This is a genomic window from Shewanella sp. Actino-trap-3 (assembly GCF_002836275.1).
In the GTDB taxonomy this organism is placed as follows: Bacteria; Pseudomonadota; Gammaproteobacteria; order Enterobacterales; family Shewanellaceae; genus Shewanella; species Shewanella psychromarinicola.
The window spans coordinates 637,291-653,810 of record NZ_PJCE01000001.1 but is presented as its reverse complement, the minus strand read 5'-3'; the positions used below and the strand labels follow the sequence as shown (position 1 = coordinate 653,810).

The window sequence follows — 16,520 nt, the reverse complement described above, 5'->3', positions numbered from 1 at the left end:
TTATGTCGAACTATAACGTCTCAAAAGCCGCGGTGGTGCCGCAGTCAGAAACATTGCACTTAGAGCTTTGCGATGACAATATCAATGTATGCAGATTATGCCCTGTTTTTTAAAACGAATCTTGGCAGTAGTTTACGTACCCAATTACCCCCATGGAAAACTCATGGACAAGCGCTTTGATAAGTCACCGATTAATGCATCGCAAGTGACTGACATAACCTTTAAAGGCGAAAACAATAAGCAGTTTTGGTTACTGACACAATCACAAGGTAATGACCTAAAGGCTTAAAAGTCGATAAACAACAAACCAGAACGATGTGCACCAATGTGATTGATTGTTTTATCGAATTGCACAACGTTGACATTGAGGCCGCTGGTCTTAATCACATAGGAAAAGGCGAAGGGTACACCCTGCGCCAAATTGATGGTTGGAGCCAGCACTATGCTCAAGCTAAAACATGGAATGCACCCTCAGGAAACGTGTTATGGCTTGGTTACAACAGCATAAACCCGCACAAGAAACCATTTGTTTAACCCACAATGACTTTCGGTTTGATAACGTAGTGTTAGACCCCGATAACATAGGCAAGGTAAAAGGAATATTAGACTGGGAGCTTGCCACGCTCGGCAATCCGTTGATGGATTTAGGCAACACCCTAGCCTATTGGGTTGAAGCGGATGATGATTTTTTAGCGCAGATGACCCGCCGCCAACCGACACATCTTGACGGCATGCTAACGCGTCAACAAGTGGTTGCATATTATTGCGATAAAATGGATATCATCATTGATGATTTCCGCTTTTATGCAGTGTTTGCTTTGTTCCGTTTAGCGGGTATTGTGCAACAAATTTATTATCGCTACCTCCACAAGCAAACTCGTAATCCGGCGTTTAAACCGTTTTGGATTTTGTCTCATTATTTAATGTGGCGTTGCAAACGTGCAATGAAACAAAAAGGATAACCATGGCGAACATTTATTTAATCCGTCACGGCCAAGCCAGTTTTGGCGCCCATAATTACGACAACTTGTCGAACTTAGGACGTACCCAAGCTAGGCTCTTGGCTGAACATTTTAATCAACGCACTATTCGCCCAAATCGTGTTATTTGTGGCAACATGACCCGCCATCAACAAACTCGTGATGCGTGCTTAGCCACCTTATCACCCCCCTTTTTACACGACCCATTACAGATCAGTGCAAAGTGGAATGAGTTTAATCATGAAAACGTGATTGCAGTCTATCGCCCAGAATTAGCCAAACCAGAAGCCATGAAGCAGTATCTTCACCAGCAAGCTTCACCTACGAGAGCATTTGTTGAGTTATTTAGCCAAGCCATTTTACAATGGCAACAAGCACCTAATGCTCATGATTACAGCGAATCTTGGCAGCACTTTAGCCAGAGAGTGGCCAGTGGCTTACAACAACTCACCACTCAGACAGAACAAGATGACACGGTATTTGTGTTCACCTCTGGCGGCGTAATAAGTACTGCTATTATGCAGGTTTTATCAATACCAGAAATCCAGTTCTTTAATATCAATAAACAATTAGTTAATTGCAGCGTGACTCAATTACAGCTAAAACAACAACGATTAAGCTTAATCACTATGAATGAGCATAGTTTTTTTGGTGGTGAACAGCGACATTTACACAGTTTGATTTAATAATTAAATCACCTAGAGTTTTATTTACCCAGAGCTGAGGGATCCCCACGAATTTAATAGCATGCTTGTGGATCCTTGATTAAATCTTGTAGCGTCTTGATCCCTGTTTGCCAGTGAGACTTCAGCAGCCTCAAAGACTTATCTTTGTAGGCTCTTAATCCTATAAATTGGTTTGATAAAACATTACGATGTTTGATCGAATTTGCTTGGTATTGCCTATGCTTATCAGCCGCTTTGACTGCCAATCCTAGCAGGTACAATATAAATTGAGATAGACAGGCGATGAGTAGCAATACGCTTAGTTTATGCATAATCCTTGAGCCACTCTCATTCATTTTCAAACCCGTTTTGACATCCCTAAAGCTCTCTTCTATCTGCATCCTTGTCGCATAAATTTTAACGACCCTTTTAGCGGTAGCACTTGAATTACATAGTGATGTCGCTAGTAGCCAAGGCTCTTTTTCTCGTTCTGCACTTGCACGAGACTGTTTACTCCGTCTAGCTTTGTCACCTGTGGCCACTTTATCTTTTCGACCTTTTGCGTTGCGCTTAAAAATAACTAAGCGTGATTTAAAAGACACTTTCTCACCTAACAAGTAAACGCCGAGACTTTTGGCCCTAGCACTTGCTTGAACATAGAGTTGCTTAACGGGATACCAGTCATCCACAAGGCATTTTTTGCAGTGTGTTCGGTTTCTAAATCGACCTACGTAATCCCAGTTAAGCGACAATATTTGCTTAAACCAAGGGATCCGAAAACCTGCGTCAGTAACGATAATAGGCTTGCAGTCATTGGGTAGCATAGCCTTAAGTTGAGTCAGGAAGAGTAAATGGGTTTTAGGCTTCTCTTTTTTGTTTAGTGGATGTATTTCTTCATAAAGTGTCAGTGAACGTCCTCGAGCGGCAAGAGATGCTCGAATGAGAAAATGCTGCTTTCGGTCATCAAGATCTGACCAGTCGATATGAATGATTGGCTGCTTCATTTTACCCACTAACAAATGTGTCATTCGAGTATAGACACACTCGATTTCACGATGAATATTAGCATTACTACAAAGCCTATCTACACGCTTAATCTTATGTTTTTCCTTCGCTTTATTCGTTATGTTACGGCCGAGTCCCGTGATAGAAAGTGGACCACCATTCATTGAGCTTTCAATGGCAGCAAACAAACTAGTACGAAGTGTTTTGTGCATTAATGGGGTGACAAGTGAGAGGCATTTTGATAAAACATGTTTAGCATTCATGGTATTTACTCGTGGTAATATTTGTTTGGCGATAAATTTGATCACCAAATGCCATGAATGTTCCTTTCTTTTTTACTTATCTCTTTATTTATTCAGTTCTTTTTGTGGGGATTCGTCAGCAGAGCCATAAAGATTAAAGACAATCATTAACGACAATCACTATATAAATAACTATTATAAAATAAAAAGAGCAGATGATGAAACGGACAAATATATTGATAACAGGGGCGAGTTCGGGTTTAGGGCGCGGCATGGCAATTGAATTTGCCAAGCAAGACTATAATTTAGCCTTGTGCGCCAGACGAATGGACCGCCTTGAACAATTAAAACAAGAACTATTGGCCATTAACCCTAATATCAAGGTGTTAATTAAGTCCCTTGATGTGAACAACCACCCACAAGTCTTTGAGGTGTTTAGTCAGTTTAAACAAGAGTTAGGACAACTGGACCGTGTTATCGTTAATGCAGGTATGGGCAAAGGGGCTTCAATTGGGACGGGTTTTTTTGAAGCCAACTTACAAACTGCGCAAACCAACTTTATTGCAGCTATTGCCCAATGTGAAGCCGCAATGGCTATATTCCGTGAACAAAATAATGGCCACCTAGTGACCATGTCATCCATCAGTGCAGTACGTGGTTTTAGACGTGCCATGACCGTTTACGCCGCCACCAAAGCAGCCTTAACCTCATTGTCTGAAGGTATGCGCATTGATGTTATGGATACCCCAATAAAAGTCACTTGTGTTCATCCCGGTTTCATTCGCAGTGAAATTAACCAGAAAGTGGAGACAGTCCCCTTTATTGTCGACACTGAGACGGGTTGTAAAGCCTTGGTAAAGGCCATCCAAAAAGAAAAGGCTAATGCCTATGTGCCAAGTTATCCGTGGGCAATGTTACATTGGCTGCTGCGTATTGCTCCGATCAGCATGATCCGTAAAATGAGCTGAGTTTAGCCAAAAATCGCAGCATCGTGATAACAAGCCCAGATGATGCTGCAAAGATTCAATAATTTTCCGAAATCATTAATCAGCACTTATTATTTGAATCCAAGCAATGTTAACCAAGTAAAAATGAGAATTAGGTCGCGGATGCGGATCATCATGCTATAACTAGCTTATATATTCATCTGACACTCTCAGTATAATGGCATTATTTTAGCCACTACCAAAAGGCTTATTACACAGCATTAATCCAACACTATTTAGTCAACAAGGCGTAAAAAAACCAGTAAATTGTTTTGGTAGTCTACCGATACGCAAGCTCACTGAGTAATAGATGACAGATATAACATCGAATTTCGTATTGATCATACAAAAACACTCCGATTTAATAGCCAATAAATCAGTCTGCTATCAAATGATAATCCTAAATCCGCCACAATTGATTATCAATAGAGCGAGACTAAAATTTGATGCTGAATAGAATATATTGGCGGCAGTTTATTTTATTCATAATAGGCTGGTGTAATTAACGTGCCTATTAGTATTCATCCCATAATGGATCAAGATTAATGAAGGGAGCGCAAAGGGCACTATCAGCTCAAGCAACAAGAGCTCATTTTAGATACAATTAAATCTGGCCTAAGTTGCAGAGTGTTAGGGCATTACATGTTGGACAGACACATCAATGAACGTGGATTGATGCAACTATTGCAAGGCTATCAAATTAAGTGATTCTTATGGCGCTGGTAATGCTATCAATCCAAATAGAAACACAACATCACTATTGAATATATTTGTTGAGACAACAAAAATGAGACTAGGCGAAGAGCCTGTTTGGGAAAGTAATGTAGAGCATGTTGCCATTGAAAATGGTAATTAGCGGTAATAAATCAAACCAATAAACTTAACTATGCTGCGACAACTTGTTTAGCTTTACGCAGTGGATGTAAACGATTATGCATCACTTTTATAGTATCAAATTGCACTAATGATTTATTTTCTGATAACTGACAGTATTGCGATAAAATCATCACGGTTGCAGCTTGTAAGCCATTTTCAACCACTAATCCTAATACTTTAGAGTAGCCACAATTAAGTTGAAATAACTTACCCACATCGCAATAAACACATTCATCACTCACGTCAAAAAACCAAGACTTTGGCATTTGCGATTGTAATAAAAAATGGGCGGCGGTGGCATTTAGTGCGGTTTGTACAATACCTGCATCAGAGATATGTAAAACCTTAGGTAAGGTTTCGAGCATGTTAATATAAAATTTTGCGTGTTCAAGGGTAAATTCCTTAGCCGTTAGTGCATCAGGAATTAATAATTTTGTTTTATATGGGGTTAAGAACTCCATCTCGGAACCTAATGAAATACTTAATTGGTTTAAGCTTTCATTGTATTCCCAATGCCAGTCCTTATTTGGCATTAATAACATGACTATTTACACCTAAATGTTAAACACATATTTATAATAGATTATATTTCACGCAATATCAAAATTTAAATAAAAAATATAACATAAATTTCATAGTGTTAGCGCGATCGAACGATCTAAAATTCGATCGCGGCATGATTTTTGATCAATAACCTAGTATTTTAGATGCTATTTTGTACAGTAAGCCCTAGCGATCTGATCAATCAGTTTAGGTCCTTGATAAATAAAACCCGTGTATATCTGCACCATGGCTGAACCCGCGTCAAATTTGGCTAAGGCATCTGCCGCACTATTGATCCCACCCACACCAATGATCGGGATCTTATCTTGTAAATAGATCGATAATTGCTTGATCACTTGAGTTGATAAGTCAGCCAAAGGTTTACCACTCAATCCGCCTGTTTCTTGTGCATTTTTTAAACCGGTAACATTATCTCGGCTTAATGTGGTGTTGGTCGCAATGACACCATCAAACTGATGACTCAACAGTGAATCGGCAATCGCTTTAATTTCGTCTGAGGTCAAGTCAGGAGCAATCTTTAACGCCACAGGTACATATTTACCATGTTTAGCGGCTAACTCAGTTTGTTTGGCTTTAATTGAACTTAATAAGTCATCAAGTAACTCACCGTATTGCATTGAACGTAAACCTGGGGTGTTAGGAGAAGAAATATTAACGGCAATATAACTGGCATATTGATAAACCTTTTCCATGCAGATCAGGTAGTCATCTTTACCCTGTTCTACTGGTGTATCTTTGTTTTTACCTATATTCACACCAACCATAATGTCAGACTTCTTAGCCATCATATTACGAACCAGATTGTCGACACCTTTATTATTAAAACCCATACGATTAATAATCCCTTTGGCAGGTTTTAATCGAAACAAACGTGGTTGATCATTACCAGCTTGCGGACGTGGCGTTACCGTCCCGACTTCAATATGACCAAAGCCCATAGCATGAAAAGCATCAATTGACTCGCCATCTTTATCCATACCTGCAGCTAAACCAATAGGGTTAGGAAAAGTGAGCCCCATACAGGTTACTGGAGCAGATTTAACCTGTTGACGATAAAAACAATTTAACGGATTGTTTCCGGTAATTTTCAAACTGCCAATCGCTAGATTATGAGCTAACTCAGGGTCCATCTGAAACATTACTTTTTGTGCAAGTTTGTAAAACATGTTTTCTCCTAGACCTAAAAAAAACCCCAGCAATCGCCAGGGTTTATTCACATTATAAAAACTACTTCTGACTTTCGCAATGCAAAATCAGTAAGTTCAGTTCTCGTAAGGCGACTGAGAACTTCGCAAATTCATGGGTTTGAGAAACCTTAAAATCCGCTAGCATGTGATACCATCTTTCGAGCAAAGACTTATTTTGTTCAATCCACTGATTAATCACACTATCTGCATCACAAGTATCACTACAAGTCCGTAATACTGCAGAGCTTAAAGCACGTTGCTGCCAATCAAGTTCTTCTCTGAATGCCGCACGGGCAAGTGCTTGCCAATGGTTAGCAACAGGTTGGGCACTGATTTGTTCTAAGAACCAATGTAACTCAACTTTAGCACCGAGTTTGAAGTAAGTTTCTGATACCAGTTCAACTGACTTATTCTCAATTTGAGCAATTTGTGCAATGTCTAACGCAGAGAATAATGTACTCATTTTCACCGCAACTTCTGCGACGGCTTGAGGAACATTTTCGTTGGTCAGCGCATTAATCTCGGCAGACATAACGTTCACTTCAGCCGCTATCATATATTGATCGACATTGGCTTTAAGCTGTTCAAACACGGGCTTAAAGAACGCAACGGTTTGATCAATATTATGAGCGCGATTACGATGACGGATAAACCAACGACACGCACGGCGCATATTACGACGTAACTGATGTAACATTTCACCCTGCACTACTGCAGGTATTACGCCATTCAAATCACTAATTGAAGCGGTTAACTCGTCAAGGCCAAAGATTTCTCGAGCCATAGTATAACAAATTGCCGCTTCAGCAACTGTTGCACCGGTCTCATCTTGCATACGTTGTACAAAATTAAAGCCCATGTCATTAACCAATTCATTGGCTAAAGATGTTGCAATAATTTCACCTCGTAGAGGATGCGCGGTCATTTTGTCAGCGTATTTAGCTTGTAATTTTTTAGGGAAATAAGCGACGAGCAACTTACTTAAAAAAGCATCTTCAGTGATTTCAGGGGTCACTAATTGCTCTTTAAGTACCATCTTAGCGTACGCGACTAATACCGATATTTCAGGACGAGTTAGCGCTCGGCCATTGGCTAAACGTTCAGCTAAATCGTCATCTGTTGGTAAAAATTCAAGTGCACGATCAAGTTTGCCATCTTTTTCAAGATACTGAATAAAACGAATTTGTTCTTTCAACTGCGACACACCATCGACTTGTGTCACTGAAATAGTACGGGTTTGACTTTTACAATCTTGGATCACAATCTCGCTGACTTCGTCGGTCATGTCTTGAAGTAAACGGTTACGCTGTTTAACGGTTAACTCACCTTCTGCCACTAAGGTGTTTAAGAAAATCTTAATGTTAACTTCGTTATCGGAACAATCTACACCGCCAACGTTATCCACAAAGTCAGTGTTCATGCGGCCACCATTAGCGCAATATTCAATACGGCCTAATTGAGTGCAACCTAAGTTACCGCCTTCACCAATGATTTTGGCACTAACTTCTTTACCATTAACCCGTAAAGTATCATTAGCACGGTCGCCGACTTCAGAATGCGATTCTTTGCTCGATTTAACATAGGTACCGATCCCCCCGTTCCAAATCAAATCTACTGGCATTTTCAGTAGTTCTTTCATTAGTTCACTTGGGGTCATGGCGTCTTTGTCAGTGTCTAACATTCGCTTGATTTCTGGCGTCAATTTAATTGACTTGGCAGCACGTAGGAATATCCCACCGCCTTTAGATATCAGTTTCGCGTTGTAGTCTTCCCAGCTTGAGCGAGGTAACACAAACAAACGCTGACGCTCAGCATAGCTTTCTGCAATCTTTGGCGTAGGGTCAATAAAGATGTGCATATGGTTAAATGCAGCAACCAATTGAGTTTGTTCCGATAACAACATGCCGTTACCAAATACGTCACCCGCCATATCACCAATGGCCACACAGCTAAAGGGTGTAGTTTGACAATCTACGCCTATCTCACGGAAATGACGCTTCACTGATTCCCATGCACCACGAGCAGTAATACCCATTTTCTTGTGGTCATAACCGTTACTGCCACCAGAGGCAAACGCATCACCTAACCAGAAGTCATATTCAATCGCAATCTCGTTAGCAATATCGGAGAAGGTCGCGGTGCCTTTGTCGGCTGCAACAACTAAATAAGCATCATCTTCGTCATGGCGAACAACATCGACTGGCGGAACCACTTCACCGTTTTTAATGTTGTCAGAAATATCTAACAACGCACGGATAAAGATGCGGTAACATTGTTGCCCTTCAGTGAAGAATGCCTCACGGCCCCCCTCGGTTGGCAGTTGCTTACAGACAAAGCCACCTTTTGCACCAACAGGGACAATTACGGTGTTTTTCACTTGTTGTGCTTTTACTAAACCGAGTACTTCGGTACGGAAATCTTCACGACGATCTGACCAACGCAAACCACCACGGGCCACTTTACCTCCGCGCAAATGCACACCTTCAACACGAGGTGAATACACGAAAATCTCAAACTTAGGTAACGGCTTAGGCATTTCCGGGATCAAGATTGGCGAAAACTTAAACGAAAGGTAATCTTTTGCTAGGCCATTTGCGGCCGTTTGGTAGAAGTTGGTACGCATTGTGGCGTTAATTAAATCTAAATAACGACGAATAATGCGGTCATCATCCAAGCTTGAAACATCATCAAGTTGTAGGTTCACTTGTTCAAGGAACTTGCTTAACGTCCGGGTTTTTAACTTAGGATTAAACTTACGGATGAACATCTTCACCAATAAGTCCGCTAGTTTAGGATAACGGCTGAAAGTTTCTTCAATATAAGACTGACTAAATGTCGCATCAATTTGACGCATATATTTAGCATAAGCACGTAAAATAGACACTTCACGACCGCTTAAACCTGTTGACAGTACGATACGATTAAAACCGTCATCTTCCAGTTTCTTTTGCCAAACTTGCAACAATGCCGTTTGGAAACGGTCTTGGCTGTCGGCTAGGTTTTCTGTTGCCGCGCCCTGCACTGTCATTAAGAAGTCTAAAATCCAGAATGTCGCACCGTCATTGGTTTTGACTTCATACGGGCGTTCGTTAATCACCCGTAAGCCAAAGTTTTCAAGCATTGGCAATACATCGGACAAGTGAATAGGTTCGTCTTTATGGAACAGTTTTAAGCGAACTTTATTGTTGTTTAACGCCGACTCTTGTGGTTGATAGAACAACATGCCTAACTTGTGATCGTCATCCAATGCTTCTAAATGTTGCATATCGACAACAGCAGAGCTAGGTAATACATCATCTTTATAGCTAGGTGGGAACGTATTTAAATAACGTTTGGTTAAGCCAGTACCGGCTTGTTCCCCAACAGTATTATTTAACGCTGTGTGCAATTTATCATCCCACGAGCGAGCAGCTTCAATAAGATTTTTTTCAATGGCAATCACATCAACATCCATATTGTTATTATCAACTTTGATAATATAGTGAGTTCGAGCCAAGGTTGACTCTGAGAAATAGGTTGTGAACTCAACATCTTCATTACTCTGGAAATGCTGTGCCAGAATGCGTTGAGTATCTTGACGTAATTTAGTGTTGTAACGATCTTTGGACACATACACTAAACACGATAAGAAACGACCATAACCGTCTTTACGCACGAACAGCTTTAATTTATCGCGGTCTTGCATTTCAAGCACGCCATAAGCAATGTCCGATAACTCATCATCTTTCGCTTGAATTAACTCATCGCGAGGTAAGTTCTCAAGGATGTTCATTAACGCTTTGTAATCATGTGAGCGTGGTGCTAGCCCTGAACGGGCCAAGATCCGCTGAACCTTTTCGCGCAGTAATGGGATCTCACGAGGACTCCGGTTATAAAGATTGGAAGCATATAAACCAATGAAGCGATCTTCACCAATGACGTTGCCTTTGTTATCGAAACGTTTAACACCGACATAGTCAACATAAGCCGGACGATGCACACGGCTTTTAGCAGAACTTTTGGTGAGAACGAGTAAGCTTTCATCTAATGCCTCTTTACGAGCAGAATCAGATAAACTTGAGAGTAATAAACCACGCTCACTGTGTGAGGTTTTTGAACGGTTCATTAGTCCTAAGCTAGATTCAATATTAGGAACAAGCTCAACATCGCCTTCAACGCGTTTTAAATCATAATAACGGTAGCCAAGCAAAGTAAAATGGTGGTTGTTCAAATAGTTCAAGAAATCAATCGACTCTTGAAGTTCAGCTTTCTCACCAGGAAACGGACGTGAAGGTAATTGCTTAATAGTCTCGGTTAATGTAGCAGACATTAATTGCCAATCATTGACCGATGCAGTGACATCAGCAAGTACTGTTTGTATTTCTTTTTCGATGGCCTTAATGTCAGCATCACTATTTTGCTTGTCAATTTCGACCAAGAATACCGCCACATTATTGCTACCATCTGTCGCGTCATTCACAAATGACACATCTGTCACCTTGTTATTACCACGCACGACCGCTAATGGCGTATGCAACATCACATGAGCTGTGATGCCCATCCGATTTAACGCCATTGAGAGCGAGTCAACCAAGAAAGGCATATCAAGTTGGATAACCTCAATAATGCTATGAGTTGACTGCCAACCATGTTTGGCTTGGCTAGGATTAAATACACGAATGTGTGTTTTGTCCTGTGCCGTTTTATTCAGTGCATTCCAAAGGCTCACTACGGCACCATACAAATCACTGTCATTACGGGCATTGAGATCGTCTTTTGACATTTGGGCATAGAGGCAGTTAGCAAATTGCTCAACTTGTTTGGCTTGAGAATGAGGGATTTTTGTGTGAATTAAATTGACTACATTTTCCAGTAGTACTGAAGGCATTGCATCTTTCAAGGCCATGGTGCAGATTCCTTAAGCGTCTATGGCAGCGCTCTTATAATTATATGGATGTTTCGGCTTGTTGATTCTGTCGGTCCGAGTCATTTTGTGTATATCACGTCAATAACCGTTTTGTTTAACAAAAGAAACTCATATCTGAGATCTTGTGCAAAGTTTATTACTAAATTGCTGCTATATCGAGGAAAATTTTAGTGGTACATCCTCTATAAATTTAGTAGACAGCATAGATTAGTGTTTAAAATGACATTTAAGTCGTTTGCATAGCGTAACTATGCAAAATAAAAAAGGGAGCTAAGCTCCCTTTTTTATTTAATCATATGTTTTAGCTACTTTTTTCGCCAAAAAATAGCTGAAAGTGCTGGTAGAATAATAATTGCTCCTAACATATTCACTAAAAACATAAATGTAAGCAAAATTCCCATATCCATTTGGAACTTAAGGTCTGAGAAGAACCAAGTACTCACTCCAATGGCTAACGTCAAGCCGGTAAAGATAACCGCACTGCCGCGCTCAACTAATGCTTCAAAATACGCTTGTTGCACCGGCATGCCATTACTGAGTTTATTGGACATCGTCGACAAGATATAAATACCGTAATCGACACCAATACCTACACCCAGTGCAATAACGGGTAAGGTACTGACCGCTAAACCAATATCAAGCATTGTCATTAACGCTTGCGCTAATGTCGATACCACATAAAGCGGGATAATCACCGCAATAGTCGCTTTGAGTGATTTAAAGCTAATTAAGCACAATACAAACACGGCACCGTAAACATATAACATCATGGGTAGCTGAGCTTCGCTCACGGCTTCATTTGTGGCCGCCATGACACCTACTGGACCTGATGCCAGCTTAAATTGTAGTGTGTCAGAGTTAAGCTGTGCGGCAACGGCCTTGACTTTATTAACCACAACCTCAATGGTTTCAGCTTTGTGATCGGTTAAGAACAAGTACACTGGCATCACTGAACAATTACCATTGAGCAAACCTGACGTTGTTGGCACTTGGCCAACAGCCTGCACTAAACTCGCGGTGGTACGAGGTAAAATTTCCCAACGCGGATTACCTTCGTTAAACCCAGCATTCACTTTTTTCGCAATCGACGCCAAACTCGCCGTTGACTCAACCCCAGGTGTATTAGCTACCATCCACTCAAATTGATCAATTTGACTTAACACGGAATAATACGTACAAGCCTCAGGTTTGGCTTCTACAATCACTGACATTACATCGGTTGTAATCGAAAAGTGTTTGGTAATAAAGAAGGTATCTTGGTTATAACGTGAATCTTGATGCAGTGCAGGTGCCCCACCCTGTAAATCACCAATTTTCATTTTTGAAGCTTGCTGAAAACCAACCACATAGAGTATCGCTGTCAAAATCAATACCACTACAGCATATTTAGGGGTAGCAAACTTAGACAGTCCACGCCACATTTTTTCGATTTTTTGACGTTTCTGTGGGTTATCTTGTTTAACCGGTAATTCAAAATATGAAATCACCAAAGGTAACAAAATAAGGTTGGTTAAAATAATGACGGCTACGCCTAATGATGCAGAAATTGCCAACTCTCGAATAATACCGATATCAATGGCTAGTAAGGTTAAAAAGCCGACCGTATCTGATAATAGAGCAACCCCACCGGGCACTAATAAACTGCGAAAAGCCGATGCAGACGCCGCTTTCGTTGTTTGGCCATCAAGCACACGACGACGTACAGCATTGATCATCTGCACCCCGTGGCTGACACCAATGGCAAACACTAAAAATGGCACTAAAATCGACATGGGGTCTAAGCCAAACCCGACCACAGTTAAGAGTCCTAATTGCCAAAATACCGCAACCAAACTACACATTAATGGCAATATGGTTAGCATTATCGATTTTGAGAATAAGTACACCATCACAGCGGTAATGGCAATGGCTATCAAAAAGAACAGCAGAACGCCTTTGGCGCCTTCTGCAACATCCCCTGCCATTTTTGCAAAACCGATGATATGAATCTTAATTTTATCGTTTTCAAACTTGCCACGAAGCTCTTGTTCTAACTGATTAGCAAACGCAATAGTATCAATGGCTTTACCTGTTTGCGGGTCAAACTCCATTAACTGTGCAGATACCATGGCAGAGGTATAATCATTGCCAATGAGTCGGCCAACAATACCGGCTTTTTCGATATTATTACGCACAACGTTAAGACTGTACTCGTCATTACGAAAGTCCGCCGGAATAACCGGACCGCCAGCAAAGCCATCTTCAACGACTTCGGTAAACCGAGTTGAAGGTGAAAAGAGAGACTTAACCTGAGAACGTTCTACGCCCGGAATAAAAAATAATTGATCGTGTACATTTTTCAGTGCATCAAAAAATTCCGGATTGAATATATTGCCACTAGTGTCTTCAACCGCAACCATAATGCTGTTGGCACCACCAAAATCTTTCTGGTGTTTAGTATACGTTTTCATGTAAGTGTGATTGAGAGGGATATTTTTACTAAAAGCCGCATCCATTTTTAATTGGCTGGCTTGATACCCTAAAAAAATAGTAATAAAAATAAACGAAATTATGACCCATTTCCGATTACGGAATAAATGAGATTCAAATCCATTGACCAGTTTTTCTAACATCTTTTCGGCCCTATTATTGTTGTTTTAATTGTCCAATCTAACCCAAGAGTTAATCAAGCTGGAACAGTCCCTTAGAACCGGCAAACCATAACTGGCCTTTACTGTCTTTGGCAATTGCGACAATATTTTCACCTTGACGTCTGGTAACAATGGTTGCTTTACCATCATCGACTGACAACACAATCCCAGCATTTCCGACTAGGTAAAGGTCATTACTGGGTGTAATAAGTGCGCTATTGATTGATGATTGGACAGGTAAATCCACTTGTTGCCATTCTGATAGACTTAAATCCGACCTAAATACATGACCACGAAGCCCCATAACATAGACATCTTCCCCAACCGAAATGGCATTAAACATTGAGCCATCATAGTCGAAATTGGTTTTTGAGAATGTGTGACCATTATCATCCGATACCGCTACCATTCCCTGCTCACCGACAAGCAACAAGCGATTATCTTGCAAACGAATTAAACGGTTAAAATGAGGTAATAAAAACGATCGCTGAGATAAGTAATAGGCTTCATTTTCGGCTTTAAGGTCATTTAAATAGGATACGTCTTCTTCAAAGAGCAATTCTTGGTGATACTCTTCCAGCCATGTTTTACCGCCATCAGCTGTGCGATAAAATAATCCATACGCACCAACCGCAATACCATCAACAGGGCTGTAGAAACGCACATCCATAAAGGGTTTTTCAATGTCAGCAGATTGCATCTGCACAGACCACGTTAATCCACCGTCTTGGGTGTGAATGATGGTTGCATCATGTCCGACGGCCCAACCTTGTTTCTCATCGAAGAAAAAAACTTTGGTTAACTGAGACAATACTGGAGTTGCAACTTGATGCCATTGATTATTCTCTAAGCGCAATACATTACCGCGTTGGCCTACCGCAACAAGTGTGTCGCCCGCATTGGCAATATCAAGTAATAAAGAGGATTGAGCTAAGGGTTGAATTTGAACAGAAAGAGGATCGAGTTGAGCATCTACTGAAGTAGTAAATAAACATGCACTAATCCCAATCGCCACTACACTGCGAAGCATGTTAAACGTCATACAAACTTCCTTTACAATTTATTATAGGGGCGTAAAACGCCCCTTTTTTTATTTATGGCTAATTAACGAATACCTGCACGTCTTAATGCGTCCGGGGTAAAGTTAGCTTCAGAAAGTGATGCATCAAAATTGTACATACGACCTTCATTGTCTAAACCCATCGCTAAATAACGACGTGATTGAAGATCATGGAAGACTTCTAATGTACTCCACAGAGTAGGCACTTCATAATAATTGATACTATGAGCGACACCGACACGATAAAGTTCATCGCGGTTATCGTATATATCCGTTACAGATATTTGCCAAGAATCTTCGTCAATATAAAACACTCGGGTCTTATAGGTATGGCGCATTCCTTCTTTTAATGTTGCTTTCACTTCCCATACGCGATGCTTTTCATAACGTGCATATTCAGGATTAATATGACCAGGTTTTAAAATTTGGTCGTATTTCAATGCATCTGAATGTAAACGATAATCATTATATGGAATGTAAAGTTCTTTTTTACCGACTAACTCCCAGTTATATCGCATTGGAGAACCGTTAAACATATCGAAATCATCGGTTGTTCTCAATCCATCGGACACAGTACCTGGCGTATCAAAAGCTACGTTAGGCGCTTTACGAACGCGACGCTGTCCAGTGTTATAGGTCCAAGCTTGGCGTGGTAACGCTTCTTGATCCATGGTTTCTTTTACCAACAACGCAGTACCGGCTAAACGCGCTGGCTGAGTGACCACCTGCTTAAAGTAGAACAAAGTATTCGTTTCTTTAAGTTTGTCTAGGGTCACTTCAGGGCGAGAATATTCAAATCGAATTGCCTCAGCCGTTTCTACCAATGTATAAGAACCATTAGACATTGGCGCTGCTTGGCTTCGATACGTTTCTACATCAACACCGCGAAAACGTAGAATATGATTCCAAATGACTTCTAGACCGTTAGCAGGGATAGGAAATGGAACACCGATAGTCGCTCCAGTAATACCGTTGCCTTGAGACACTAACTCAGCTCTGGCTGCATTGACTTTGGTCGCATCATAGACATATTGAGGTACTGCAGCAGTACGACGGCTCTCATACACATTCATTATGTAAGTATCTGGATATACTTCAAATAATTCTTTCTGCCCGGGAGATAAAAACTCAGCATATTGCGCTTTATTGGCATTAGTAATTGTAAATAATGCTTTGTCACTCGGGAAAGGATCTGGATGATGCATACCCTTAGTGTACCCAGCAATAGGCTTACTAATACCACCACCCCAAGCAGGAATTGAACCATCAGCATTAGCCGCTTTTTCAGCACCCAAAGGCGTTAATGATGTACCCAATTTGTCTGCATCAGCTTGTGATACTTTCGCCAGCGCAGCAGGTGCACTCAGTGCTATCATCACTGCTGCCGATAATATCGTCAGTTTCTTCATTATAATTATC

Annotated in this window: 10 protein-coding genes and 1 pseudogene; 4 read left to right on the top strand and 7 right to left on the bottom strand. The window is 40.8% G+C overall.

Annotated features, from left to right (window positions below; genetic code table 11):
- Window positions 1-163 precede the first annotated feature (163 nt).
- The 3 genes and pseudogenes from CXF80_RS20585 (at window position 164) to CXF80_RS02865 (ending at window position 1,666) form a co-directional block, all read left to right on the top strand.
- Window positions 164-289 carry a hypothetical protein gene (locus CXF80_RS20585; protein WP_269801253.1) on the top strand — a complete coding sequence of 42 codons (126 nt, stop codon included), beginning with the start codon at window positions 164-166 and terminating at the stop codon, window positions 287-289.
- Window positions 277-962 (top strand): annotated as a pseudogene (locus CXF80_RS02870) (phosphotransferase family protein); the annotation flags it as partial. The gene CXF80_RS20585 and the pseudogene CXF80_RS02870, both read left to right, overlap by 13 nt.
- 2 nt (window positions 963-964) lie before the next feature.
- Window positions 965-1,666 (top strand): histidine phosphatase family protein, encoded by a 702-nt coding sequence (locus CXF80_RS02865; RefSeq protein WP_101031048.1) that lies wholly within the window; start codon window positions 965-967, stop codon window positions 1,664-1,666.
- A gap of 53 nt (window positions 1,667-1,719) precedes the next feature.
- Here the strand turns inward: CXF80_RS02865 and CXF80_RS02860 are convergent, their stop codons facing one another.
- Window positions 1,720-2,913, bottom strand: coding sequence for an IS4 family transposase (locus CXF80_RS02860; RefSeq protein WP_101034659.1), 1,194 nt, complete (start codon window positions 2,911-2,913; stop codon window positions 1,720-1,722).
- A 197-nt stretch (window positions 2,914-3,110) separates the two neighbouring features.
- Between CXF80_RS02860 and CXF80_RS02855 the strand changes: the two genes are divergently transcribed.
- Window positions 3,111-3,860, top strand: a complete 750-nt coding sequence (locus tag CXF80_RS02855) for an SDR family oxidoreductase (protein ID WP_101031046.1) — start codon at window positions 3,111-3,113, stop codon at window positions 3,858-3,860.
- Window positions 3,861-4,762: 902 nt separating this feature from the next.
- On the opposite strand, the gene CXF80_RS02850 is transcribed toward CXF80_RS02855, so the two are convergent.
- The 6 genes from CXF80_RS02850 to CXF80_RS02825 all read right to left on the bottom strand — a co-directional run bounded on the left by CXF80_RS02850 (window position 4,763) and on the right by CXF80_RS02825 (window position 16,510).
- Window positions 4,763-5,296: a cell division protein ZapC gene (locus CXF80_RS02850; RefSeq protein ID WP_101031044.1), complete on the bottom strand. Its 534-nt coding sequence runs from the start codon at window positions 5,294-5,296 to the stop codon at window positions 4,763-4,765.
- 168 nt (window positions 5,297-5,464) lie between these two features.
- Complete coding sequence (gene pyrD / locus CXF80_RS02845) at window positions 5,465-6,484, bottom strand: quinone-dependent dihydroorotate dehydrogenase (RefSeq protein ID WP_101031042.1); 1,020 nt, start codon at window positions 6,482-6,484, stop codon at window positions 5,465-5,467.
- A gap of 61 nt (window positions 6,485-6,545) precedes the next feature.
- The gene (locus CXF80_RS02840) at window positions 6,546-11,390 is read right to left on the bottom strand and encodes an NAD-glutamate dehydrogenase (RefSeq protein WP_101031040.1); all 4,845 of its coding nucleotides are present in this window, start codon (window positions 11,388-11,390) and stop codon (window positions 6,546-6,548) included.
- Window positions 11,391-11,716: 326 nt separating this feature from the next.
- The gene (locus CXF80_RS02835) at window positions 11,717-14,023 is read right to left on the bottom strand and encodes an efflux RND transporter permease subunit (protein WP_101031038.1); all 2,307 of its coding nucleotides are present in this window, start codon (window positions 14,021-14,023) and stop codon (window positions 11,717-11,719) included.
- A gap of 49 nt (window positions 14,024-14,072) precedes the next feature.
- Window positions 14,073-15,083 carry a WD40/YVTN/BNR-like repeat-containing protein gene (locus CXF80_RS02830; protein WP_101031036.1) on the bottom strand — a complete coding sequence of 337 codons (1,011 nt, stop codon included), beginning with the start codon at window positions 15,081-15,083 and terminating at the stop codon, window positions 14,073-14,075.
- A gap of 62 nt (window positions 15,084-15,145) precedes the next feature.
- A complete protein-coding gene (locus CXF80_RS02825) occupies window positions 15,146-16,510 on the bottom strand; it encodes a DUF1329 domain-containing protein (protein ID WP_101031034.1) in 1,365 nt (454 codons plus the stop codon).
- Window positions 16,511-16,520: the final 10 nt, after the last annotated feature.